The organism is Sphingomonas sp. CFBP 13706 (assembly GCF_014842355.1).
Classification (GTDB): domain Bacteria; phylum Pseudomonadota; class Alphaproteobacteria; order Sphingomonadales; family Sphingomonadaceae; genus Sphingomonas; species Sphingomonas aerolata.
In genome coordinates this window covers 80,588-104,675 of the sequence record NZ_JACYVM010000010.1, presented here as the reverse complement: position 1 = coordinate 104,675, position 24,088 = coordinate 80,588, and the positions used below count along the sequence as shown (strand labels likewise).

23 protein-coding genes and 1 pseudogene are annotated in these 24,088 nt (G+C 64.0%); 5 read left to right on the top strand and 19 right to left on the bottom strand.

Going from position 1 to position 24,088, the window contains the following annotated elements; all coding sequences use genetic code 11:
- Window position 1 precedes the first annotated feature (1 nt).
- The 3 genes from IFS44_RS16465 to IFS44_RS16455 all read right to left on the bottom strand — a co-directional run bounded on the left by IFS44_RS16465 (window position 2) and on the right by IFS44_RS16455 (window position 3,515).
- Window positions 2-1,171, bottom strand: a complete 1,170-nt coding sequence (locus IFS44_RS16465) for an efflux RND transporter periplasmic adaptor subunit (RefSeq protein ID WP_192099268.1) — start codon at window positions 1,169-1,171, stop codon at window positions 2-4.
- The gene (locus tag IFS44_RS16460) at window positions 1,168-2,433 is read right to left on the bottom strand and encodes a TolC family protein (protein WP_192099267.1); all 1,266 of its coding nucleotides are present in this window, start codon (window positions 2,431-2,433) and stop codon (window positions 1,168-1,170) included. Before IFS44_RS16460 ends, IFS44_RS16465 begins: the two co-directional genes overlap by 4 nt.
- 419 nt (window positions 2,434-2,852) lie before the next feature.
- Window positions 2,853-3,515: a cation transporter gene (locus IFS44_RS16455; RefSeq protein ID WP_192099286.1), complete on the bottom strand. Its 663-nt coding sequence runs from the start codon at window positions 3,513-3,515 to the stop codon at window positions 2,853-2,855.
- Between the two features lie 69 nt (window positions 3,516-3,584).
- Between IFS44_RS16455 and IFS44_RS16450 the strand changes: the two genes are divergently transcribed.
- On the top strand, window positions 3,585-3,989 hold the full coding sequence (locus IFS44_RS16450; protein WP_192099266.1) for a MerR family transcriptional regulator: 405 nt from the start codon (window positions 3,585-3,587) through the stop codon (window positions 3,987-3,989).
- 220 nt (window positions 3,990-4,209) lie between these two features.
- Here IFS44_RS16450 and IFS44_RS16445 read toward each other — a convergent pair whose 3' ends face one another.
- From IFS44_RS16445 to IFS44_RS16425, 5 genes are all read right to left on the bottom strand, one after another.
- Window positions 4,210-4,596, bottom strand: coding sequence for a type II toxin-antitoxin system VapC family toxin (locus IFS44_RS16445; protein ID WP_192099265.1), 387 nt, complete (start codon window positions 4,594-4,596; stop codon window positions 4,210-4,212).
- The gene (locus IFS44_RS16440) at window positions 4,593-4,886 is read right to left on the bottom strand and encodes an AbrB/MazE/SpoVT family DNA-binding domain-containing protein (protein ID WP_192099264.1); all 294 of its coding nucleotides are present in this window, start codon (window positions 4,884-4,886) and stop codon (window positions 4,593-4,595) included. Before IFS44_RS16440 ends, IFS44_RS16445 begins: the two co-directional genes overlap by 4 nt.
- 264 nt (window positions 4,887-5,150) lie before the next feature.
- The gene (locus IFS44_RS16435; protein ID WP_192099263.1) at window positions 5,151-5,594 is read right to left on the bottom strand and encodes a hypothetical protein; all 444 of its coding nucleotides are present in this window, start codon (window positions 5,592-5,594) and stop codon (window positions 5,151-5,153) included.
- A gap of 106 nt (window positions 5,595-5,700) precedes the next feature.
- A complete protein-coding gene (locus tag IFS44_RS22315) occupies window positions 5,701-5,904 on the bottom strand; it encodes a DUF5818 domain-containing protein (RefSeq protein ID WP_244650376.1) in 204 nt (67 codons plus the stop codon).
- A gap of 110 nt (window positions 5,905-6,014) precedes the next feature.
- The gene (locus tag IFS44_RS16425) at window positions 6,015-6,197 is read right to left on the bottom strand and encodes a hypothetical protein (protein ID WP_244650375.1); all 183 of its coding nucleotides are present in this window, start codon (window positions 6,195-6,197) and stop codon (window positions 6,015-6,017) included.
- Between the two features lie 393 nt (window positions 6,198-6,590).
- Between IFS44_RS16425 and IFS44_RS16420 the strand changes: the two genes are divergently transcribed.
- From IFS44_RS16420 to IFS44_RS16405, 4 genes are all read left to right on the top strand, one after another.
- Complete coding sequence (locus IFS44_RS16420) at window positions 6,591-6,872, top strand: type II toxin-antitoxin system RelE/ParE family toxin (RefSeq protein WP_244650374.1); 282 nt, start codon at window positions 6,591-6,593, stop codon at window positions 6,870-6,872.
- Between the two features lie 57 nt (window positions 6,873-6,929).
- Window positions 6,930-7,214, top strand: coding sequence for a helix-turn-helix domain-containing protein (locus IFS44_RS16415; protein WP_056485555.1), 285 nt, complete (start codon window positions 6,930-6,932; stop codon window positions 7,212-7,214).
- A gap of 99 nt (window positions 7,215-7,313) precedes the next feature.
- The gene (locus tag IFS44_RS16410) at window positions 7,314-8,429 is read left to right on the top strand and encodes a metallophosphoesterase family protein (RefSeq protein WP_192099285.1); all 1,116 of its coding nucleotides are present in this window, start codon (window positions 7,314-7,316) and stop codon (window positions 8,427-8,429) included.
- Complete coding sequence (locus tag IFS44_RS16405; RefSeq protein ID WP_192099260.1) at window positions 8,426-11,059, top strand: AAA family ATPase; 2,634 nt, start codon at window positions 8,426-8,428, stop codon at window positions 11,057-11,059. Before IFS44_RS16410 ends, IFS44_RS16405 begins: the two co-directional genes overlap by 4 nt.
- Before the next feature lie 160 nt (window positions 11,060-11,219).
- On the opposite strand, the gene IFS44_RS16400 is transcribed toward IFS44_RS16405, so the two are convergent.
- The 11 genes and pseudogenes from IFS44_RS16400 to IFS44_RS16355 form a co-directional block, all read right to left on the bottom strand.
- Window positions 11,220-12,134, bottom strand: coding sequence for a hypothetical protein (locus IFS44_RS16400; RefSeq protein ID WP_192099259.1), 915 nt, complete (start codon window positions 12,132-12,134; stop codon window positions 11,220-11,222).
- A complete protein-coding gene (locus tag IFS44_RS16395) occupies window positions 12,134-13,906 on the bottom strand; it encodes an AAA family ATPase (protein WP_192099258.1) in 1,773 nt (590 codons plus the stop codon). The genes IFS44_RS16400 and IFS44_RS16395 overlap by 1 nt, the downstream gene beginning before the upstream one ends.
- Complete coding sequence (locus IFS44_RS16390) at window positions 13,907-15,112, bottom strand: restriction endonuclease subunit S (RefSeq protein ID WP_192099257.1); 1,206 nt, start codon at window positions 15,110-15,112, stop codon at window positions 13,907-13,909.
- Complete coding sequence (locus IFS44_RS16385) at window positions 15,109-16,584, bottom strand: type I restriction-modification system subunit M (protein ID WP_192099256.1); 1,476 nt, start codon at window positions 16,582-16,584, stop codon at window positions 15,109-15,111. The genes IFS44_RS16390 and IFS44_RS16385 overlap by 4 nt, the downstream gene beginning before the upstream one ends.
- Window positions 16,581-19,337 (bottom strand): type I restriction endonuclease subunit R, encoded by a 2,757-nt coding sequence (locus IFS44_RS16380; protein ID WP_342366455.1) that lies wholly within the window; start codon window positions 19,335-19,337, stop codon window positions 16,581-16,583. The genes IFS44_RS16385 and IFS44_RS16380 overlap by 4 nt, the downstream gene beginning before the upstream one ends.
- Window positions 19,338-19,562: 225 nt before the next feature.
- Window positions 19,563-19,838 (bottom strand): annotated as a pseudogene (locus IFS44_RS22945) (hypothetical protein); the annotation flags it as partial.
- A 183-nt stretch (window positions 19,839-20,021) separates the two neighbouring features.
- Window positions 20,022-20,585, bottom strand: coding sequence for an exonuclease domain-containing protein (locus IFS44_RS16375; protein ID WP_192099254.1), 564 nt, complete (start codon window positions 20,583-20,585; stop codon window positions 20,022-20,024).
- The gene (locus IFS44_RS16370; RefSeq protein WP_192099253.1) at window positions 20,582-21,745 is read right to left on the bottom strand and encodes a hypothetical protein; all 1,164 of its coding nucleotides are present in this window, start codon (window positions 21,743-21,745) and stop codon (window positions 20,582-20,584) included. Before IFS44_RS16370 ends, IFS44_RS16375 begins: the two co-directional genes overlap by 4 nt.
- Window positions 21,745-22,641 carry an ATP-binding protein gene (locus IFS44_RS16365; protein WP_192099252.1) on the bottom strand — a complete coding sequence of 299 codons (897 nt, stop codon included), beginning with the start codon at window positions 22,639-22,641 and terminating at the stop codon, window positions 21,745-21,747. The genes IFS44_RS16370 and IFS44_RS16365 overlap by 1 nt, the downstream gene beginning before the upstream one ends.
- The gene (locus IFS44_RS16360; protein WP_192099251.1) at window positions 22,641-23,138 is read right to left on the bottom strand and encodes an HORMA-1 domain-containing protein; all 498 of its coding nucleotides are present in this window, start codon (window positions 23,136-23,138) and stop codon (window positions 22,641-22,643) included. Before IFS44_RS16360 ends, IFS44_RS16365 begins: the two co-directional genes overlap by 1 nt.
- Window positions 23,138-24,085 (bottom strand): CBASS oligonucleotide cyclase, encoded by a 948-nt coding sequence (locus IFS44_RS16355; RefSeq protein WP_192099250.1) that lies wholly within the window; start codon window positions 24,083-24,085, stop codon window positions 23,138-23,140. Before IFS44_RS16355 ends, IFS44_RS16360 begins: the two co-directional genes overlap by 1 nt.
- Window positions 24,086-24,088 lie beyond the last annotated feature (3 nt).

The following is a 24,088-nucleotide window of genomic DNA, read 5'->3' as shown; positions in this document are numbered from 1 at the left end:
CTCAGTCCTCATCCCCGCCCGCACCCTTGCCGAGTTCGGCTTTGAGCGTGAAGCTGTTGGTGGAAGCGATGCGCTCCGATCCGGTAAGGCCTGCCGTTACGGTGACCTGTCCGCCATTGGTGCGGCCAAGCGTCACCGGGATTGCCCGGAAACCTGTCGCAGTCCGGACAAAGACAAACGACTTGTCCTCGATCATCTGCACTGCGGCCGATGGCACAGCGACGGTGCGGTCCCCGGTCGCAGGAACGAGGATCGATACGTTGACCGTTTCGCCGACGCGCCATGTGCTGCCGGCGTTGTCGAGGGTAGCGATCACCGGCACCAATCGGGTCGTCTCGTCCAGAATGGGGGACACGAACGTGACACGCCCCTCCTGACGGCGCCCCGGCGCCGTCACTTCGACACGCACGCCGGGTTTCACCCGACCGGCATCGCTGGGGACAAGTGATGTGGTGACAGTGACCTTCGACAGGTTGGCGACACGGAACAGCTCTGCATCGGCCGCGACTGCCTGCCCGAGGGTGGCCGATCGCGCGATGACCTGACCAGCGATCGGCGAGCGAACCGCGATGCGGTTAAGCGCACCGCCCCCGCTACCCGTCGCTGACAACTGCTGCTGTGCCAGGCGAAGGGCAATGCTGGCCTCCGTCGCGGCCGTCCGTGCTGCGACCAGATCCTGCTCTGGCGAAACACGTTCGGCAAATAGGCGCTGTTCGCGGCGAAGGTTGGATTGGGCGAGTGCGGACCGCGCACGCGCGGCCTCCACTTCCGCTTTCAGCGATGCCGCTTCCCGGCTCTCGATGATAGCCAGCGGGTCGCCCCGGCCGACTGACTGCCCGAGATTGCGGGTGAGGGAAACCAGCCGACCGCCTACGGAGGTGGACACAACCTGCACACCCTGAGGATCGCCCTCGATCGTCGCCGATAGCTCGATCGCTCCGGCCACGCCGCCTACTGTCGGACGCGTGACCTCTATCCCGGCATCCGCGATCTGCTGCGCGGACAGGGTGACGGTATCCTTTGGCCCCCCCTTGGTTTCGCCCGCCTCGGCACCTTCCGTCTTCTCGGCCCCGGCCTTCTCACCGGCCTCGCTGGTGCCACCCCCGCCGCACCCGGCAAGGAGGATAGCCAGGGTCACAGGCGCGAGCGCCCGTATGATGATCTTCGTCATTGATTGGTTTCCTCGGGCGAGGGCGCTGCGGCAACGAGCCGTTCGAGGCGTGCCTTGGCGTCGTGATAGGTGGCGAGCGCATCGATCGCGGCGGTTCGTGTTTCGGACAGGGTACGTTCTGCATCGAGCAAATCGAGCTGACCGAACTTGCCCTCCCGGTAGCCGATCCGGGCAATACGAGCGGCTTCACGTGCCGATGCCAATGCCGGCCCGCTGGCGTTACGGGCGGTCGTCGCGGCATTCGCGACGTTCGCCTGTGCGCTTGCGATGTCCTGCGCGGTATCCAGCTCGGCCGCGCGACGTAACGCCTGGGCCTGATCGGTCTGCGCCCGCGCCTGCGCCACTGCCGCCTTGCCGTTGTTGAACAAGGGAAACGGGATCGACAGCCCGAACACTGCTGCCACGTCGTTCGTAGCCTCAAGCCGTCGTGCGCTGGCGCTGAGTGTCACGTCGGGAATGCGCTGCGACCTGGCAAGCCGCACCTGTGCCTCTGCCGTTGTCACGTCCGCGCGTGTCGCCGCCAATGCCAGTGTCCCTGCGGTCTCGATCGGCCGCATTGGACCAAAGCCCTCGACACGGCCGAACCACGCCAAGTCCAACGGTCCTGTGAGAGGTTGTCCGATCCGTCGGGCAAGATTGCTCCGCGCGACCTCCGCAAGCCGCTCCGAGCGCTCCACGGCTGTCTCCGCATTGATCCGCAATACATCGGCGCGCTGCTGTTCGAGCGGCGATGCTCGCCCCGCCTGAACGCGGACGCCGGCTGCGCGCGATGCCTCGCGGGCGATGCCGGCCTGCTCGCGCGCGGTCACAAGCCGACGCTCCGCTGCTGTCGCCTCGATGTAGAGCTGCGTGATGGCAAGCCGTAGATCAGCCTCGGCCAGCGCCGTACCTAGCCGCGCTCGATTACCAATCGCGTCCGCGACGGCGATCCGTGCCGATCGTTTGCCACCCAACTCGATCGGTAGTGCCAGACCTGCCGTTGTCTCCGCGCTACGAAGACCGCGATATTGACCGCTGCCGGCAATGTTCTCGGTCTCGGCGACAATCGACGGGTTCGGGCGGTAGCCGGCAACCGTGCGGCCTGCCTCTGCTGCCCGGACGCCTGCTGTGGCAGCCTCAAGGCTGGGGGCGGTCGCTCCGGCAAGCGAAAGCGCCTGCTCAAGGGTGAGCGGGGGACTGGTCGATGTTGGATCGGCTGACTGCGCCTGTGCGATCGACGCGCACGACGCCGCGACCAATAAGGCCGCAATAAAACGGTGCATGGGTAATGGACTCCTGACGAACCTTGGGCGTCCGCACGGGCTTTCCGGCGGAATTAGGCGTCGATCAGGCTTGGGGAGGACGTAGGGCTGGGTCCGACGCTACCGGGGCCTTGGGCGCATTGCGCCACACCGATGCAGTCACACAAACGCTGCTGGCTGGTCCGGTTGAACCGGACGCGATCGGCACACCCACATGATGGCCGTGGCAACCGCCATGATGGTAAGGATACGCCTTGTCGGCGTCTGCCGGCACTTGGTCAGCGTCGCCGTCGCAATGATCGAGGGAGCTGACCGCTGCGGTATCAATGCACGTCACTCCTTCGGTCGCATGCGCGACTGATCCAAGCCCGAGCATAAGCACGAGCATGAAACTGAGGAACAGGGCGGAAAGGCGGTGCATCGGGCCGCGCCTTAGCAGCTTACCGACTGCCATGTAACGACTGCTGGTAAGTAGCGGGGACGGGTGAGGGCTCGCTACGCATTTCGGCGCGTGCCTGCCGCATGATCTGAACACCGCCCGATATTCCCAACACAGCCATCAAGGCGGCGACGGCAAGATCAGGCCACGCGCTGTTGAGACCGAACACCCCGCCTGCGGCTAGCACGACGGCGATGTTGCCGATCGCGTCATTGCGCGAGCAAATCCATACCGACCTCATGTTCGCGTCACCGCTTCGGAAGCGGTACAGCATGACCGCGACGACAAGGTTCGCGATCAACGCGGCGATGCCAACCACGCCCATAATCTCGGCATGGGGCGTCGCGTCGTGGAGCGCACCCCATCCCGCCGCGAACAGGACATAGACGCCTAGCAAAGCAAGCGTCGCCCCCTTCAACATCGCAGCGCGTGCGCGCCAGGCTATCGCCATTCCGGCAACACCAAGACTGATTGCGTAGTTCGCAGTATCGCCAAAAAAGTCGAGTGCGTCGGCTTGCAGCGCCTTTGATCCGCCCGTGATGCCGGCTATGATCTCGATAACGAACATGCCGCCATTGATGGCGAGCGCGATCCATAGCGCCCGGCGCCACTTTGGATCGTTGAGAGTACCCGCCTTGTCGGACGCGCAGCTTGTGCAGGCCATGTTCGCCACCTCGATAGAATCGATCTGACAGCCTATATGCACCCTCTAGTCGCTAGAGGGTCAAGCGCTATGTCTGAGAAACTGACGATCGGAAAACTGGCCGGTGCGACCGGTACGAAGGTCGAAACGATCCGCTACTATGAGCAGATTGGCTTGCTGCCGGCACCTGCGCGATCGGCGGGGAACTATCGGACCTATGAGGGCGCGCATCTGCGCCGCCTGTCCTTCATTCGGCGTGCGCGCGATCTTGGCTTTTCAATCGACCAGGTGCGCGAGTTGATGGGGCTTGCCGATCACCGCGATCAGTCCTGCATCGCCGTCGATGTCGTTGCTAACCAACACCGCGACGCGATTAGACGGAAGATCGCGGACCTTACCGCGCTTGCTGGTGAACTCGACGCGTTGATAGATTCCTGTAGCCGCAACACCGTCGCCGACTGTCGGATTATCGAAGCACTTGCTCCTTCCGCATAGCGCCTCGCCGCTAACCAACCTCGCTAAAGGAACGCCGGTCGGGAAAACCAGGGCTTTCCCAAAAAGGAAGGTCGAGTGGGGAATACCCAGCTCAACGCCTGAAAAGCACTGGTGTTGGGTGCCGTTTTCTCGAAATCTGTTCCCAAATCGATTTTCTCGAAAAAGCCTAAACGACACGGGAAAACGGGAATCCTTAGCTGACCGCTTTTGGCGACGGCTGCTAGCGGATATGCTCCATCTTGAGCCCTTTGGCCTTTACCTTCTTCCACTCGCGATCTGCAGTGAGGGCGGGAACGCCAAGTAGGATCGCAAGCGCTAGACAGGAGCGATCACCAAGGCCGCGCCCAAACTCCTTCGTTTGAGTGTGCAGCTCAGCGGCCGCATACGCGGCCTCCACGTCGTGAGGACGTACATCGAGACGAAGCTCGTCTAGGATCTCGCGGATGGTGGCTGTGCCCAAACCACCAAGCAGGAGTTCCTTGATAACCTCCTGCAGGTTGATGGCGGAAATCGCTGCTCGTCCGACGTGAGGTGTGACCTTGTCGGCGCCTGGTTCATCCCGAACCAGCGCCAGCACCGCAGATGCATCCATTACAACAGATGTCATACCGGATCTCCCTGCCGGTCCGAATGCGGAGACTCGCCTGCCTCGGTGACGGCCTCTGCCTTGCGATCAGATAGGAAGTCGTCGATTGTTCGGACCTGCTTGGCATGCTCTCGATAAAGCGCCTGAGCGCGAGAAACCCCGTGACCAATCGGTGACAGACGGACCTGATCGTCCTCAACCGTCAAAATGACCTTCGCATCTCCGTGGAGCCCCATCGCCTTGCGAACCGATGCCGGCAGAATCATACGACCGTTACTGGCAACCTTAACGTCTATGGACTGCGTAGCCATCGTGGTGCTCCTACTCAATGCTTCTAAGGAGCATGTGCCACTTTGAAAGATGCGACACAATACGAGCTCTGACATCAGGCCGAACCTATCAGGCCTCTATGTCAGTCTGGGTATACCCTGAGTGAGCATGTGGTTTGAACACAAATCCCGTTCAAACAGGGTCGGTAGCAGCGAAATTGAACACCGTATTCAGGGGGTCTAGATCCTGCTTGCACAAATAGGCGTCTGGCTTACCGGCGTGGATCGCGGGGTCGGCCTATGCCTTTAGAGGGCAATCGTGGGATTCGTGGTCGATGCCATAAGCGTCGGCACGCATTGCATGTTTGACGCTCCGTTCGCGGCTGCCCTCAGATCGACGTCAGTCAGATCGCGGCAATCGATCCACCATTTGGCGTCAGTGATCCGAAGGCATGCGTTACAGTCGGCGTCGCTGTTTGAGTTGGTCAGCGCTGCGAGCCGCTTGGTCCTGATCGTCAACGCCCAGCCGATTTGCCGATCGGTGCCGGTTAGAGGTGGAAGAGCAAGGTGTGAGACAGCTGCGCTGCTTAACGCTGCCGCGGCGACCTCTTCAGCCCGCTTCTCCGCAACGAAGCAGTCTCGACAGGTAGTCGTCTTGAGCCACTTGGCCTTTCGCTCCTGCTGGCTGTCAAAGCCGGAAAGATAGTGAGCCTGCTCGTGACCGCAGGCATGAATGATCCGCTGTTCCATGGCATGGATGATGCCCGTTCGTGGTTTGTGCGCAACGCCAATGAGTCAGGTTGAATCAGAAACGCGGCCAGTAGCTGACGACTGAACGGGATAAATGTCCGGCCACCTAAGCTGGCGCAACGCCGTCAGCGTTCACCAGATCCGGGCCAACCAATGTGCCGATAAGCCGGACGCGCTTCTCTACCATATCTACGGGGGTTCGATTCAATTCCAGCTCGTAGCGGCCACCGACATCGCGGCGAAGATAGAAGGCTCCGCCATCGCGGACCAGAGTGCCTATCTCATTGATCCGGGTACCAATCGCTACCATCGCTATGTCGTCGCTCCGTTGATGATCATGCAAAAATTGCGGGAGATCTTTGGGGCAGCCGATGCTGCTTGGTAGCCCCATGATCCTGCTAATTCGTTCCCGACCTGCCTCTAAAGGCTGAGATCCCTCCGCGCCATTTCTACGAATGCCATATCCCCAATTGGTGAGCGGGGCTCGGCTTTGAAAATATCGGCTAAATCGAGCAGATCCTCGTTGGAAAGGTCCGCGATCGAGGCTTCGATCTGGGCAAGGCGCCGCACGGCGTGATCGCCGCGATCGGCGACCCGCTTCATTCTTGTCTTGAGCATGTGGCTTTCTATCATAACTGTCGAGGGGGCGGCAGGGGCATTTACGACCGGTTGGCGGAAGTCATTCGGCCAAAATGCCCGCTATCTGCAGGCGGAAGAAGCTTCTCTAATGGAGAACCGCACCGCGTTCTGGCAGCGGATCTCAAAGCGGCAGGAGCGCCCAACTTCAAAGAGTGAACGGCGCCATCACGGTGCATGCGGACCGTCCGCATTTACGGTAAAACTGGTGGAAAGCGGCCCGTCCGTTTTCGGGCAGCGATCGGCGTAAGCGGACGTTCGTTAAGGCTGTGGGGTAGGGGACCAACCAGCCGCTTCTGGTGCTTCTCAGTCAAACGGTATGCGCTTGACTAACTACGGGTAACCCGTACATGTATCGGCATGCAGTCGGTCATCGAAACCAATGCCTACCTTACGGCGGCGAAGGACGTTGGCATGAGTGCCGAGGAGCAGCAGATGGTGGTCGACCTGATCGCTGCCAATCCGGAAGCCGGTGAGATCATGCCGGGGTGTGGCGGGGCCCGTAAGTTACGGGTGGCGCGGCCGGGTGGTGGCAAATCCGGTGGATACCGGGTCATCACCTATTATGCGGGCATCGATGTGCCGACGTTCCTGCTGACCGTCTTCGGAAAAAAACGAAAAGGCCAACCTCACCAAGGGTGAGGGAAATGCCCTTGCCGCTTTCACCAAGACGCTGACCGACAGCCTTAGGAGGAAAAAATGAAGAGTGCCTTCGACAAGATCGCAGCCGGCCTCAGTGATGCTATTGCCCATGCCAACGGGGAAACGGGTCACGCAAGAGTAGCAGCGCCCATCGACGTGGCTGCGATCCGCAAACGTACGGGCAAGACACAGGATCAGTTTGCCCGCGCCTACCATCTCCCACTGGGTACAGTGCGGGACTGGGAGCAAAGCCGCAGCCAGCCAGATGCGCCGGCGCGAGTCCTGTTGTCGCTGATCAAAGCCGAACCAGACACCATCGAGCAGTTGGTGCAGCGGGCTTAGCGTCCTGAACAAGAACGTGATCAAAATGATGCCTGCCAGCAGAACGGCAGAGTGGCGGCAGCGTTCGACACGTGGGCCAGACGTTACCAAGAAGGCTCTATGCTACGCTTAATCCACACCGCAGACTGGCAGCTAGGTAAGCCGTACGGCCGATTCGACAGTGATGTCCGTGCGGCGCTCAGCGAGGCGCGCTTCGATGCGATCGACGCGATCGGCAGGGCCGCGGCCGAGCATGACGCTGCGCATGTCCTGGTCGCCGGCGACGTGTTCGATACCGAGGGTCCAGAAGATCGTGTCATCGTGCAGGCGGTGTCCCGGATGCAGCGATATGCCTGCACATGGTGGCTGCTCCCTGGTAATCACGACTTTGCGCGCAACAGCGGCCTTTGGGACCGCGTCCGCGCAAAGGGGGCGACGAACATCCGCATCGTCACCGAGCCCGGACAATGCGAACTTGAACCTGGACAATGGCTTCTGCCAGCACCGCTGACCCACCGGCACAATTTGGATGACCCGACGGCCTTGTTCGACACGATGGAGACGCCGGGCGCGACGCTTCGCATTGGCTTGGCCCATGGTTCGATCCGTGATTTCTCGTCGCGTGGCGAGGCGCAAAACCAGATTGCTCCCGATCGGGCCCAGCGTTCCAACCTGGACTATCTGGCGCTCGGCGACTGGCATGGAGCGCTGCGGGTCGACGCGCGTACCTGGTACTCGGGTACCCCGGAAACAGACCGCTTCCAGCGAGACGAACCTGGATATGTCCTGCTCGTGGCGCTTGAGCCAGGCGCGGAGCCCGTCGTGTTGCCGATCCGGACGGGCAGGTTCCAATGGCTGATGCGGGAGTGGACGATCCCGGACGCGGACGGCTTCGTAGCCGAGTGCGATCGGCTGCTTGGCCCGATCGAACCGTCGGCGACGCTCCTGCAGCTGTCGCTGGCCGGGATCGTCAGCCTCTCCGACCGGATTGCGATCCTTGGCAGGCTCGACAATGACCTGCGTCATCGTCTGCGTCATCTGGCGGTTGCGGCAGATGATCTGGTCGGTCGGCCGAGCGAGCAGGATCTGGCAGATCTTCAGGTGGAGGGTATGATCGGAACCGCTGCAGCAAAACTGATGAGCATGATCGAGGTCGGGGGTAACGAGGGCGTTACGGCCAAGCGTGCGCTCGAGCGCCTGTTCGTGGAATATCAGCGCGGACAGGACGCAGCATGAGCCTCAAGATCCGGCGCATCGCGCTGTCCAATTTCCGCAAGTTCCGTGACCCGTTCGTTCTTGACGGGCTGACCGACGGACTGAACGTCATTATCGAGCCGAACGAGACCGGCAAGTCGACGCTGCTTGAGGCCATGCGAGCAGCCTTCTTCATTCGGCACAACACAGCCAACCGCCTGGCGCGGAGCTATGCGCCGCACGGCGAGGCGGTCGCCCCGCAGATTGGAATCGGCTTCGAGGCGAGAGGCGAGGAGTGGCAGGTCAACAAGCGCTTCCTGAAAGGTGCGTCGGTCGAGGTGCGGGGCCCGAACGGCCGGGCACAAGGCGAAGATGCCGAAGCCCAGCTGCAGGCATTGCTCGGCGCGCGGCGTGACACGAGCCAGGCCGGCGACGCGGCCGCACACGGCGCGCTGGGGCTGCTTTGGGTAGGGCAGGCCCAGGCGCTCGAAGTCACGGCTCCGGGTGACATCGTCCGCGACAGCGTGCGCGCGACGCTGGAGGCGGAGGTTGGCACGATCATGGGCGGCGCAGCCTACCAGCGTGTCCGGCCCCGGATTGACAGCCAGTTCGCAGACTATTGGACCACCACCGGCCGGCCTAGCGGTCGTCAGACGACAGCACGTACCGAGCATGACGCTGCCGAGAGCGCCGCGACCGAGGCGGCCACCCGGCTTGCCACCCTTGAACAGGGCTTCTCCGATCTCGAGGCAGCTCGGGCCAGGCTGAAGGTGTTGGACCGCGATCTTGCTGATACGACGGACGCAGATCGGCGAAAGGTTCTGGTTGGTCAGATCGACGTGGCGCGGTCCGCTGCGCAGTTGCGCGATACTAGGCTGGCCGAGCAAGGCCGCCTTGCTGATCAGGTAAGGGGACTGGAGGATCTCACCGCGCGTCTCGCCGATGCTCAGAAGGCTGTCAGTGACACAGCCGCAGCGCTTGGCAAGGCGCGTGAGAAACGGTCCGGCCTGGAAGAGGAATTGACGAGCACGCGTGAGCAAGCGGGCACGGCGCGTGATCGGTTAGCCACCGCCCGCGACAACCGGCGCAAGGCGCACGCGGCGCTCGAGGGTGCCACCAAGTTGGTTGCCGCACGAGCACGTCACGTCGAGATCGTCCGGGTACGCCAAAGGCACGCCGAACTGCTTCCCCTCGAGCGCGAACTGGAGGCAGCGCGCAAGCTTGGTACGACCGTGATCCCGCCCAGCGTCATCAAGGCGTTGGAGGAACGCGAACGTGCCGTCGACAAAGCGCGCGCGGCAGTCGAGGCTAGTGCGACCCGGGTCGAGTTCGCGGGCGATGTCAGCGGCGTTCGGATCGACGGGGTACCGGCCGAGCTCGGTGATCGGACGCTATCGCGTGAGACGCGTATCCGGTTCGGCGCGGCTGAGTTAATCATCCGACCGCCAGCAGAGCTGCAAAGTGCGGAAACGGCGCTCGCCAACGCCCGCGATGATCTGAACGCCGCCTTGGCTGACCACGGGGTTACGAGTGTGGCCGACGCGCGGTCACGTAACGAGGTCGCGCGTGATGCTGTCGCCAACGTTCGCACGCTCGAAGCGCGGATCATAGGGATCACGCCGGCCGTGCCGTTGCTTGGTCTCGACGCCGGTGCTTCGGCCCTGAAGGCCTTCAGGGCCGAATTGCTGGATAGCACGGAAGGGGAGGGCAGCGAGGAGGTACCGGACGTCAACGCATTGACCGTAATCGCGGTAGAGGCGGACTCGGTGCTTGCAAGGGCGGAGGGTGTCGATGAAGCGGCGTCAGCGCAACTGCGCGAGTTGGAAGCGCGCAATGCGCCGCTGATGGTCCAGGTGGCTGGCGTCGAGCGTGATGCTGCCAACGCCGTAGCGCAGCTCGCTGCTCTGCAGGCTAAGCCTGAGGTAGATCGCCTGGATGAGGCTCTGCTGGAGGCGCGTCAGCGGGAAGCGGCAGCGCTAATTAGTCTGCAGGACGCCGAACGTGCTGCGACGGCGCATGATGTGGCGGCAATCGAGCGCCAGATCGGTGTGTTGGACAAACGTGTCGAGGTCGCCCGTACGCAGCGGATCGATCTGGAGAAGGTAGTCGCAGGGCTCGAGGCGCGGATTGAGGTGGAAGGCGGCAAGGGACTGGCAGACCGCGCCGCGACTGCGCGAGAAGAAGCGGATGCTGCGGCCGCCAACCTGGCGCGCGTGGCGCAGGAGGCGGAAACGCTGAAGCTGCTTCGCGACACCTTGGAAGGTGCGCGAGCAGAGACTTCACGGACGTTCGTCGGGCCGGTTGCGCGGCGCGCACGTCGGCATATCGAACGGCTCCTGCCAGGCTGCGATCCGAGTTTTGGTGATGATCTGGGCCTGACGTCGATTACGCGCGGTGGTCTGGGCGAGATTTGCGGCGATCTCTCGCGAGGAACGCAGGAGCAGCTGGCGGTGCTCACTCGGCTAGCTTTCGCTGACATGCTACTCGAGCAAGGTGTGCCGGTGTCGCTGATCCTAGACGACCCGCTCGTCTATTCGGACGATACCCGCTTAGATCTGATGACCGAGATCCTGACCGACGCCGCAACACGAATGCAGGTTATTCTACTGACCTGCCGTGACCGCGCGTTCCGTCATCTTGGCAATCGGATCAACCTGATTGGGGCGCAGTGAGAACGAAAAGCGGAAGCCCGGTGTTGGGAAGGGGAACGGCCGCTTTGAAGCGCTGGCGCCGCTCCTCCAGCCGTTCATTAAGCTTTCAAACCAGCCTCGATGAACCGTCGACGTTTCTGCAGCCCGACAAGTCTCGAGCATGGGCTCAAGATTAGAGAAGCTATAGGACAAGATCGTCAGCCAGTTGATACGGCGAGGTCGCGGGATTGAACTTCGTCAACAGCCTCGCCCAACCAGTTGCATCAAGCCGTTGGATGTGGACCGTCGAGCCTTGCGGACCTTCATCGAGACCGTTGCCAAAAGTCATGCCGCCCATGTCGGTCAACACCGCGCGATCGTGGAACTGTTGGCCGGCTACGCGCTCTTCCCAACGTTTCAAATGAACCGTAGCGCCCTGTGTCAAAGACGGCCTCAGATGCTGACGGGCTGCCGCGATGAATGTGCCGGTATCAGGTTTGTCCGGTCGCTGGAGCAAATGAATAGTGACCGCACTATTAGGCTGACAACCCCTGATCAGCGCAGCTAGCGGTCGGACCCAATCTCCAGTTCGCATCGGCCCTTGCGTAAAGCTGACATGCGGGTCCACCAAATGAACGACCCGCGCGAAGCGCAGAAGCGGTGCCGCGGCCCGTGCAATATCGGGTGCCAGACGGGGCACGTCGGCGAAGCCATCAACTTTAAATGGGGCACGGTCGCTACGGGCGTTGATGGCAGCACAATCGCCAACGCAGCCGGATCCGCCCGCTTCTGATATCACCGCATGAAAGGGCTGCCGGGCATCTTCGGCCGCTGCGTTAGCCAACCAGCCACCCGGCAGATCCTGGTATACGCGTCCAGCTTTCACGATACCCCTTGCATCCCGGAGTTCACGCAGTCTCTCGAGAGCGGAAGCCATTCCAAGCTCGCCAAAATCTGAAGCGTCCGCCGCCTCGAGTACCGCTCTCGACCAACTGCCCGTAGCGAAATCTGAGATGAGCCTCCCCTGATCCACACCGAAGCGGTCAATCAGTCCAGCAAAGCGCTCAAAGCTGCTCGCAATTGCGTCCGGCTCTACCGCAAACTCTCCCCACATCATCAAAACAATTCTGCCCGTCGCTCGGCGAAGAAGCCTTCGGGCCAACGATCCAGGAATTCACCGGTTTCGTCGACTCGTAGACGGAGCAGCCTGAGTCCATCCTTGCCCGGCATTGCGTAGTTGATGCTCAGCATCGCGGGCGTGACGACGGGATCGTCGGGCCGAGCCGCACCCTCGTTGGCCTCGCGGATGCGGCGCAGGAGCCTCAGCGCGAGATGCTCGCTATGCGTCTCGATCAGAAAGGTGCGGTCGTTGGGGATGGCGAGCGAGGGCATGTCGTCGAAAAGAGCGGGCTGTTCCCCAAGCGGCGCCGCGCCTGCGGCGAAGAGATCGCCGAGCCCGGTCTGGAGGCGGGGGTGGACGTGCAGTTCGGGCTGTTCGACCACCACCAGCCGTGCCCGGTGATCGAGCGCGGCAACTACCACCGGCAGCAGCTGCGAGACGCCGATTCCGACCTCCGCGGGCTCGACGTCGATCCGCCGCGCGACATCGCGTAGCGTGACCCGCCGGTCCTCGGGGATCTCCTCCCACAGGCGCGCGAGGTCGGCGAGGTCGAGCGGCGACAGGCCGCGCGCCATCAGCTCGGCAAAGTCGCTTGCCGCGACGACCCGGCGGAACCGCTCGACCCGCACCCCGAACCCCGAATCGAGCCGGTCGGGGCCCGCCATCCAGGCGTCCACATCCGCGATCGTCTCGTCGTCGAGCGTCGCCAGCCGGTCCCACGCGGCGAGCCCGCTCGCCCACCGCGCCGGATCCGGGGTCCGCTGGGCGACGAAGCCGCGCGGAGGCAATTCCCGCAGCGGCCCGATCGGGACCATGTCGGCCAGCGCATCGCGCAGTGCATTGACGCTGCCAGCGATCACGGCGTTGAGGTAAACGCCAACCGCTTGTTGCTCGCCCCGCCCCATCTCCTCGCTGTAGACATATCGCGAATTGCCATCCGCCATTTCGCCGCGGTACTTGCGCGGCATCTCGCGCGGGAAACTGTCGGGCGGCGATACCGGGTGATCGTTCCAATCGAGGCTGAAGCCTTCGCGAGACGGCAGAGCGTCGACGGTGCCGAGCACACCCAGTCGTTCGACTACACCCTCTTCCGTGCGGACCGTGAACAAGACCGAGTCGATCCTGCCGTCAGGAGCGCTCTTCTCCGCGAACCCGTTCCAGGGGCCGGGTTCGTCCCATGGCCCTTCAGACAGGACCTTCCGCTCGGACTCGATCGTCCAGTCGGGATCGTTGAAGAGCGAGTGATCAAGATTGACGTCGACCAGTTCAACGCTTCGTCCGTCCGGGGTCGCTTCCAAGGCGGCGAAGGGCTGCTGCGCGGCTGCAACCGCCAGACGCGCGACATAGGGCGCTCTTCGCGTCTGGCTCCACCGGATGGTCAGCTCGACCGCTGCGCGATCGGCGAACTCTGTGGCTTGAAGGCGATCGGGGTCTACCGCAGGACCCATGTCGTCGTAAGCGACCTCGAATTCGGTACCAAGGTCGCTGACGTCGAGCTCGAAGCCCAGAACCATGTCGCGCGACAGGTCGCGCTGGTGGATCAGCGCTCGCCAGCCGCCGAGGTCGAGCGCGCCACCCGTCAGCGTGCGATCGGGGTCGAGATTTCCGCGCTCCAGCACCTCGCGCGCATAATGGAGCGCGTGGATGATGCTCGACTTGCCCGCGCCGTTGGGGCCGTAGAGCAGCGTGACGGGCGCGAGATCGAGCCGCACGGGCGCGTCGCCCACCGCCTTGAAGTTGCGCAAGGAGATTCCGGTCAGCCTGGCCATCTACAGCTCCCCCCGAAACGCGCGCGTCGCGAGCGACGCGTACAGCGCGTCGGCATCGGCGAGGGCGGTGATCAACCCGGATCGCGCCCGTTCAACACCGCGATTTGCGACCGCCCAGCGAGTCAGCACGTCGGGATCAGGCACAAGCGCCGGGAAAGCGGCGAGTTGCGTCCGATTGATCGAGGCGATCCCGGTCGTCTGTTTCGCGTTCTTCAGGAAGTAACGTTTGCCGCGAGCACTGCCGATAAGTGCGCTGAGAAACGCTGGCGGCATCGCGGCCGCATCCCGCACCCGCACCATGAATATATGGTTCTGATGAATGCATTCGGCGAGCTCACCAGCCCAGACTGCGCCCCGTCCCAACTTATCGGGATCGCCGCCTTCAGTAAGCAGAATGTCGCCTGCTTGCAAAGCGAACCGCGCAATTTCGGCCTCCGTAGCATCGATGGTCTTGATTTCGGACAGATCGAGATGACTGTCTTGCACATTCGCCACTCGCATATACGGGACGGGACGCGCCGGCGCGCTGCTCGGCTTGCGACCTTTGGTTATGCCCGATCGCACGTCCGCAATCTCGTCGAGACGCATCTCGGGCCATGCCATGGGGTTGCTTACGGGATCGCCGAACAAGTTAAGGAACGTCGCGCGGGCGAGCGCGTCGGCGTCAGCTAGCCCGACGCGACGCCGGGCGCGGATCGCGTCCGCCTTGTCCAGGATCGCCGCAATCCGGCGCTGGTCCGCCAGGGGCAATAGCGCTAGCTCGAGGTCATCAATGTGCTCATTGCGAAGATTATTAATGTTCGCTCCAGCTGCGAGCGCTGACACGCGGCGGCGATAGTGATCCGTTTGAAAGAAGTGGGAGAGATAACCGGGGTCGACCCGCTCACCTGGACGCACGACCTTACAAAAAGCACCAAAGGTCGCCTGCTCGTCGGCTTTGACTCGCGCTGCCTTTCCGACGACGCTCAAGCTGCCGCTGGACGTCGCAACCAGAATGTCGCCGGATCTCAGCATTTGCGCGGGTGAAACTCGGATCTTAGGAACAAAGACGACGTTCGCAGTGGACAGACCATGCTCGGTAATGTTGTTCGCGCGCATGAGTGGAAGGTAGCCGTCCCGCGGCTCCTGGATGGCTTCACCACCCGCATAAGTCACGCCGCGGACCTGCCGCGCGACCTCCCCGATTTTCGCGGTCGTTACGCTCACGCTAGCATCTCCGCCAGCGCGTCCATTTCCGCCAGGTCGGCGCGCAGGCGGTCCTTCATGCGTGCGAGGATCGCGGCGGGGGCCTCGTGCACCGCCTCCTCATGGGTACGCTCGCGCCAACGACCGACCGAGAGGTCGTAGCCGGCGGTGCGCAGTTCGGCCGCGGGCACGGTGAAAGCGGGTGCGGTGCGGTCCGACAGGTCGGTGCTGCCGCGCGCGCACCATGCCGCGAGCGCGGCGGGCAGGTCGTTCTGGTCGTCCGCCAGCCGGGTGCGCTTGTCGTCGAGGCTGAAGCCATCGCGCGTGACGTCGTAGAAGAACACGTCGCGCGTTTCCCCGCCCTTGGTGAAGAGCAGGATCGCGGTGGATACGCCGGCATAGGGCTTGAACACACCTGCCGGCAGCGAGATCACCCCGTCGAGTTGGTGCCGCTCGACCAGATGTTCGCGCAAGGCGCGGTGCGCCCCCGACGAACCAAACAGCACCCCGTCGGGCACGATCGTCGCCGATCGCCCGCCGGCGCGCAGCATGCGCAGGATCAGCGCGACGAACAGCAGCTCGGTTTTGCGCGTCTTCACCGTGCGGTTGAGGTCCGGCGAGACGTCGGCGGCGTCGAGGCTGCCCTTGAACGGCGGGTTGGCGAGGATCGCGGTGAACGCGTCGGACGCCAGCGCGGCATTGTCGCCGCGCACGAACCCCGCCGACAGTGCATCCTGATAGCGGATGCGGGGGCGCTCCAGCCCGTGGAGACGCAGGTTCATCTCCGCGATGCGCAGCATGGTGACGTCGAAATCGAAGCCGGTGGCGAAATCGCCCGACAGGTGTGCCCATTGCTCGGGGCTCAGGAGGTCGCCGGTCGGGTAATCACTGCCCACGCTGCTGTGCGTGGCAAGCACCCGCTCGAGGGCGGCGACTAGGAAGCCGCCGGTGCCGCACGCGGGGTCGGCCACTCGGTCGTCGGGACCGATGTCGAGCACGTCCGCCATGAAGCGGATGATGTGGCGCGGGGTACGGAACTGGCCGTTGATCCCCGCGGTCGCCAGCTTGCCGAGCAGATATTCGTAGATGTCGCCCTTGTCGTCGCCGCCGGTCAGGGGAAGGGCGTCGATCAGTTCGACCGCGGTCTTGGCGAGGCTGGGCTTGGGGATCATAAACTGCGCGTCGGCCATCGATCGGCCGAGCGTGCGCAGGTGGGGAAACGCCTCGTCGCGCAGGCGGCGCACCAGCTCCTCGCTCGACCCCAGCTCGCGTAGCGTGCGCCAGCGGATCGCCTGGGCGTCGAGGCCGAAACGCGGGGTGAAACCACGCCCGGTGCGCCGCTCGATCGCCTCGTCGCGCGTCTCGGCCGCATCCATCAGCCGCAGGAAGATGAGATAGGTGATCTGCTCGATCACCGTCAGGGGGTTGGTGATGCCCCCCGTCCAGAAATCGGTCCACAGCCGGTCGATGTTGCTGCGCAGCGCAGGGGTCATTGCAGGTTGTCCTGGGTGAAGGGGGTGAAGGGGGCGAAGGGCCGGATCAGCGCGATGATCGCATCCGCGGTCTCGTCGGGGAAGATCGCATCCAGCCCGCCCTGGTCGATGGTAGTGAACGGAGGCTCGTAGAGCGCCGGCACGCCGATCACGCCGTGGCGCACGATCTGCCCTTCGAGCAGTTGCAGGAAGCGGCGCTGCGTCCCCGTCAACGGTGGGTGCGCCGCGGCAAAGGCGGCAAAGCGCCCGCGCAGCGCCTCCGGATCAACGCCGACCGCCTGGCGCAGGAACGCGCGCAGGCCGTCCGCCTCGCCGTAGAATTCGGTCAGCACGGCCATCTCAATGTCGGGGCGGCCGAGCAGCGCAAGCTTGACCAGTCGGTCGATGTCGGCGGCGTCCACCGGCTCGCCCGCGCGCAGGCGCTTCAGCGCGGGATCGGTCTCGAACAGGTGGCGCAGCTCCTCGTTCACCTCCGCCTCGTAGCGGCGCATGTCCACTGCGCTCACACCGGACGCGCGGCGGGCGAGGCGCAGCCCCGCCGCGTCCTCGGCCACATCGTAGACGCGGGGGCCGGGGCCGGGGGTCGACGGCCGGGCGAGATGCATCAGCCCGCGCACCGACCGGCGCAGCGTCTCGATCGCGTCTGCATCGGCCGCCTGCCACCAACCGATTGTCGCGGCCTCGGCGATCAGCGGCGCCTGCGCCTGCACCTGGGCGAGGTTGCCGGGCAACTCGCCCAGCCGCTCCCGGACCGCGGTCTCGAGGTCGGCTGCGCCCGATCCGCCGGCGAGGCGCGTGCGCTGGGTGGCGGCGATCTGAAGGTCGAACCGCGCCGCAGCGGGATCGGGCAACGCGCGCCATTGCATCAGCGGCGCCACGTCCTCGCGCAGCAGCGCCACGTCCTCGCGCGACAACCGGTCGAACAGCGCGGGGTCCTGCGCCTGATGCTTGGCGCGCAACCGGGCGCGGACGGGCAGGCTACGCTCGTCGAGATCGGCAATGTCTGCGGCGATCAGCGCGCGGGCGATGCGCTGTGCGCCCGCGTCGTTCGCGGCGCACGCGGCCTGGAGGAGCTCGACTCGAGCCAGGAACAGCCGGGTGAGGAGCGGGATCGACGGATCCGGGATGGCGGCCGGCGCGGCCTGGTCGAACCGCTCGAAATTGGCCCAGTGATCGAAAATGCGGAAATGCGTCTTGTCCTTGCCCGGCCCGAACAGCCCGGGCGCGAGGCGGGTGCCACGCCCGATCATCTGGTGGAACTTGACGAACGAGCGCACCGGCCTCGCGAAGACGAGGTTGACTATCTCGGGCACGTCGACCCCGGTATCGAGCATGTCGACCGAGATCGCGACGCGCAGCGGACCGGCAGGATCCTTGAACTGATCGAGCAGCTCGTCGGTGCGCTCGGTGCTGCTGGTGATGACACGCGCGGCGTCGCCATATTGCGGAAACATCTCCAGCCAAAGCCGCAGCAGCAGCTCGGCATGGCGCTGCGACCGGGCGAAGACAATGGTCTTGCCGAGCTGTGCGCCCTCGGCGTCCCGGATGCCGTGCTCGGCTAGGGTGCGCAGCACCTGGCGGTTCGTGTCCTTGTTGAACACCGCCCGGTCGAGCTCGTCCGAGCTGTAATCGAGGCTCTGAACGTCGACGCCCTGCTCCTCAAGCCGGCGCACCTGCTCGGCAGTGAGGATGTCCTCGCGCAGCCCCTCGCGCGAGAAGCGGGTCGAGGCTTCCCAAATCTCGTAGGGAACCAGCCACCGGGCATTGATCGCCTCGTCGAGCGGATAGCTGAAGGTCGGGCGTCCGTTCTCGCAGCCGAACATCTCGAAGGTGTTGCGCGCCAGCGCGGCGAGTGGCGTCGCAGTCAGTCCCACGGTGCGCGCGTCGAACCAGTCGATCAGCTCGCGATAGACGTTGTAGAGGCTGCGATGCGACTCGTCGGCGATGATCAGGTCGAAGAAGCCCGGATCATAGGCACGATAAAGGTCGTACATGCCCTGATAGGTGGCGAAGAACACCCGTTCGGGCGGGTTGGCCGGCAGGCGTGCATCGACCACTCGCAAAGGCTCGGCCGGCAACAGCGAGGCAAACGCATCGCGCGCCTGTCTGCGCAGCTCGCGCCGGTCGCACAGGAACAGCACGCGCTTGGCCTGGCCTGCGGCGAGCATCCGCTCGGTGAGCGCCACCGCGACCCGCGTCTTGCCCGTGCCAGTCGCCTGGACGACCAGCGCGCGGCGGTGCCCTGCGTCGAACCGTTCGGACACGCGCGCCACCGCCTCCTGCTGATACGCGCGCGCATGCACGGAGGCGGGCATCGGCTGCGTGGTGATCCGTCGCGCTTCGGTCCGCCGTGCGATCAAGGAACGCAGGCTGCCGCGGGCATAGAAGCCCCAGACCTGGCGCATCGCTTCGGACTGGCCCGCCGCATTGCGCGCATCGTTCCAGATCCAGAGCTCGTACCCGTTCGTGAGGAAGATGACGGGCCTTTGTCCGTGTGTTTCCTCCAATGCATCAGCATACCGCCGTGCCTGCTCGGCCCCCGCCAGTGGATCGCGCGCAGTACGCTTGGCCTCGATTACAGCAAGCGGACGGGCATCTTCATCCCACAGCACATAGTCAGCACGCTCATGGCCGGTGTGGACTTCGCGGCCGATACTGGCGCCTTTCCAACCGGCTTCCAACAGCAACGCGTCGACCAACTCCCTGCGCGTAGCGGCCTCATCGAGATCAACGGATTGTGCTGCACGCGCCACAGCGTCAGCTGCCGGAGGCGAGGAGTGCATCGCAGGCGATGTGGGAACAGTCGCTGATGCAGGCTTGGTTGATTGTGCCAGCGCCGGATCATAGGCGGGAATCCTGTCTGCAGGCACATGGTCGACGAGCACCAGCACCAGCCGCGCGATGTCATGCGCTTGCTGTACTGCCCGATGAACCTGTTCGGGCGTCGGCTCGCCACCATGTGCTGCGTCGTTGCCGAGTCGGCGCAAAGCGTGAAGTCGGGCGATCGCCGGCTCCGGAAGCGCCCGGGCAAACAGATCGGCTTTCATCAAATCGAAAAGTGTCGATCCTGTCCCCGGCAGCGGAAGCTGCCACTCACGATAGAGTTGTTTGACGAGATGTTCGACGAACAGGCGCAGCTGAACGGCCGCAACGATAGGCTGCGAGATCGCGTGCCAATCGGCGAATGCGCCAGCGGCAGCCAGTGCAGGCCAGCGCTCGCTCAGCGCTGAGAAGTTGCCGTGTCCTGCGGCCATGTGCTCAATGCGCTCCTCATCGTTCTCGCCGCGCACACGGCTCCGGCTTCGGGATACCGATGCCGTTGCTAACGAGGAAGCGATTTGGTTCAAGGCATGTGACACGGTTAGGAGATGTGGAACAGCAAAAATGCGGCCACCGCTGGTGTGCCACGGCGAAGCCGATCGTTGAGATTAGGTCGGCTAGCCGACTTCATGATGACGCCCACGCATTGCCAGCGTTAGCCGGAATAATTCGGCCTGATATTTCGCATCGTGAAGGGCGTCGTGGTCGCCCTGGAGCTTGGGTTTGACCTCCTCCGCGATGCGGCTCGAACGAGTGTCCGCCCAGCTGCCGCCTGAAACGCCCATCCAGAGAGCCTTGATGTCAAGCGCCGTGAAGCCGAACGGATTGTGGCCTGTGAACCGGTGGAAATAGTAGTTTATGAACGACCAGTCGAAAGGCGCGTTGAAGCCGACGAACACGGGCGTCGCCCCGTCCACGGCTTCTCGGACCCACGCGCCAAAGCTGGTCATCGCGGCTCGGGGCTCCAGCCCCGTCTCACTTAGTCGCTCCAGCGACAGCCCAGTCACCTCGAGAGCGGCTTGGTCAGCGTTGTCGTTTATCGGCTTGAGCTGGCACTCGAAGGTAACGGCCGGATCCTCCACAAGGCAGGCGCCGATGCTGAGCATGCTGAACTCGCCTGGGATAGGACCGGCGGTCTCCACGTCCACCGAGATGAAGACCTCGCGCTTGTCGTTCGTCACGGGATTAGTCCTTCCACATTCACGAGGGGCGGCCGGTTCCGGACGGCGTTCCAGTGTTCTCGGAACGCCCGGCGCCTGTCCTCCGCCGTGCCGTCGGTCTTCCAGTGCAAACCTGCAACCGTGGTAATGTCGAACGGCGTCGAGGACTCGGCCCGTGCAGTCACGATCGTCGGGAGACACCGGCCGAGCGCGTAGCCGAGTTCGAGGAAGCAATTTGGACGCGATCCGGTGATGTCGGCGACGACGACGGTCGAACGGTGGAGCTTGGCAAAGATTTCCTGATCGATGCGGGCATGGTCGTATGCCTGCCGACCGTCGATCACGTTGAGCCGGTACCCGAACTCGTTCTCCATGACGGGCTGGACCACGGTGTCGAAGAACGTCTGGACCGCTGCGAACTCGTCATGGTCCTCCGCCAGCAGCCGGACGGCGAACGCCGCGGGCCGCTCCAGTGCCTCCAGCAGGTCGACGATAGTGGAGACGCGCTCATCGACCGTCCGCCTTGCGGGGAAGCGGATACGGTTGATCCACGCGTGGGCGTTCCCGCCATCCGCGATCTGAAACAGCCGCCGGGTGTTGCCGCTCGCCATCCCAAACGCATAGAGCTTGCGGCTACCGTCGTGCTCCCCGGTAATCGGGAGGTCGAGCGGGACCACCGGCTTGCCCGCCGCGTGGTAGAGGTTGGCGAGGTAGAGGACGCCTTCCGTCCCGCCGAGGGTGACGAGGACGTCTCCGTAGCGCGCCTGCGCCTCCATCCGCTTGCTGTTCATGTTCCATTGCGCCGCGTTCTCGATCCGGACGAGCGGCGACGCCCGCATCTCGTCCCAGAGGGCGACGTGCTCTGCCGGGATCTGGTCCTCGCTCTTGTGGTGCTGCACCGCGACCGCGAGGGGGCCGGGCGCGTTAGCGGGCCGCAGCGCCAGGGAGTCTTTGATCGTCTGCCAGACGAGCCAGTCAAAGCACCGCTCGAGGCCGTCATCGCGTTTCGGCTCGGCGTCAACGGGCACGACGAAGTTCGCGCCGAGCTTCATCAGCGACCTGACCAGCCCGCTTACGAGCTGTCGGGCGACGGCGACGGACTCGGGTGTGGCGATGGCCGGATCGTCGGCGATGCTCCCGGAGATGTGGATTCGTCGTCCGAAGAGGGGGGAGCGGGGCATCAGCGATCCTCCATCACGCGCGAACCGCCCATCTGCTGAGCTGTCTCGAGCAGGTGGCGGTAGGTGAGCGGCCGGTCGGGAAACGCCTTGGCGACGGCTGCGGGGTAGAAGCGCGTGCGGAAATCGGAGAAGGTCCAGCCCAAGCGTCCGTGGAGCGGTCCGGTGACCTTGACCAGGTCGGCGATCTGCGCCGCGCTGAGGTCGAGCCCTGCGAGGTCCTTGTTCAGCAGCTGGAGGCGCTCCTCGTCCGTGGGCCGCCGGAATTCGTCGATCACGGCGGCGCGTCGGAGCAGCGCGGCGTCGACGACGCTGAGGCGGTTGGTGCACAGGATCACCGCGACCCGGCCCTTGAAGCGACGCAGGTCGTCGATGTGCTGGATCAGGGTGTTGACCGCAACCTTGTCCTCGTGGTGGCTGTGGTCCTGCGCCCGGGATGCGGCGATGCTGTCGCCCTCGTCGATGATCAGGACCGCCCGGCGGTTCTTGCCGACCGCCGCGATGACGCGCGCGAACGCCTCGGACAGGAGCGATCCCATCTCACCGACCAGACCGGAGCCGCGCACGCGGTTCGAGAGGCGGAAGAGCATCGAGTCCTCCGTCTTGGCCTCGCTCATTAGCTGGTTTGCAATGGCTTCGGCCATCGCCGTCTTCCCGGTTCCGACGTCGCCGTGGAAGATGACGAGCGGGTACTGGTCCGCGATGTGGCCGGCGATGGCCAATTCTCCGCGGTGCTGACGGCGGTTCCAATCGGCCACCGCGTCCACGTTGAGCAGGAGACGAAGCTGGTCGTGCACCCGCGCATAGCGGGCTTCAAAGCCGACGAGCGTCTTGGCGCGGGCGGAGATCTCGGCATCGGGAACGACGATCTCGGCGTCGAAGATGGTGTTCTGGGACATTAGTTGGTCCAGTCCTTGCGCTTCATGCCGTAGGCGTTGCTGGTGTAGTTGCGCCCGCTCCCTCCCGACAGCGAGGAGTGGCTCGTGTCGTCGAAGGTCGTCGTCCACCCGACGCGTAACTTGCCCGTCATCTCGCGCTCCGCGTCGGCGTTGTAGGCGCTGGTGTGGCTGATCACGATCCGCAGGTGCGCGAACGCGACCTTCGGCCACAGGACGCCTCCCGGTCGCGAGGTCGTCATGGAACCCGCGTCGGTGTCAACGTCGAAGCGGACCGCCTTGATCTCCGTGCCGCCACTGAGAAGCGTCACATCGACCCAGGCGAGGTAACCCTTCTTCGCGAGCAGCTCTATGTCGTGAGCGTAGTCGGCCGCCTTCTGCGGCGTCCATGCGCCGGTGCTGTCCGCAATCATGGCGAGATCGGCCCGGACGCGGCGCACGACGTTCTCAACATCAACCGTCGTGTAGGTCGCCGTGCGGGTGGCGGTGCCAATGCTCATCACCCTTCCTCCGTCTTGAATTGCGAGCCAAAAAGCTCCTTCCAGACCGCGTGGTCGTCCTCGGCGGAGGCGAAGTTGGCCGCCTCCCAGGCATCGTTCGCCGCTGCGACGATCTCCTTGCGCTCCACCTCGGAGATGCGGCTGGCCACGTTGTTGGCGTTCGAAACCGGGTCGATGATCACGACCGGATGGCGGAAGGTTGGGATCGGCCCAACGTTCTCGGGGAAGGTGATGACCTCCTTGAGGCCGGACTGCGCGATGTAAAGGAGGAAGTCGCGGAAGCGCTGCTCGATACTGCCGTCCTTGCTGCGCGTGTCGAGCAGATACGCCATGATCAGCTCGATGGCGAAGGACTTAAGTGGCTTGACCTCGGCGTAGTTGCGCCATTTCTTGGCGAGCCGAACGAGAGTCCGGAAGTCGCCGTCCACGTTCTTGCGGTCGCGCACGAACTTGATCTGGCAGGGCGCGCAGGTTTGGACCTTCGAGCCGTCGTGGATGTCGTACTGCCAGCCGTATCCCGGCCGGTTTGCATCCTCGATGACGGGCACGATGTCGACACTGAGACCCGAGCCGACGAAGGTAACGGTGGCGGCCTTCCGCTGGATCTGGAAGTCCTCGACCGACTTGTTTGGATACTGCTCTATCAGCAGGTCGTAGATGAGCGTGCTTAGATCATCCAGGGTCTCGGCGCTCGCTTCCTTACCAGAGATGTAGAACACCACGTCGACGTCCACGGGGCTGTCGGCCGTCTTGCGCAGAATGGTGAACTTGGCGAAGGAGCCGGCCTTCACGACCTTCGTGATCTTGATCTTCGTCTTGTCTCGGACGTTCCGGCAAAGGTTCTCGATTAGTCGATCGACCTGTGCGTGGTATTCCTTCCGCTTATCCGCCGGCAGGCGGAGGATGTTGCTGTCGTAGTAGCGCAGCTGTGTGTTGCTGAGCGGCATCGT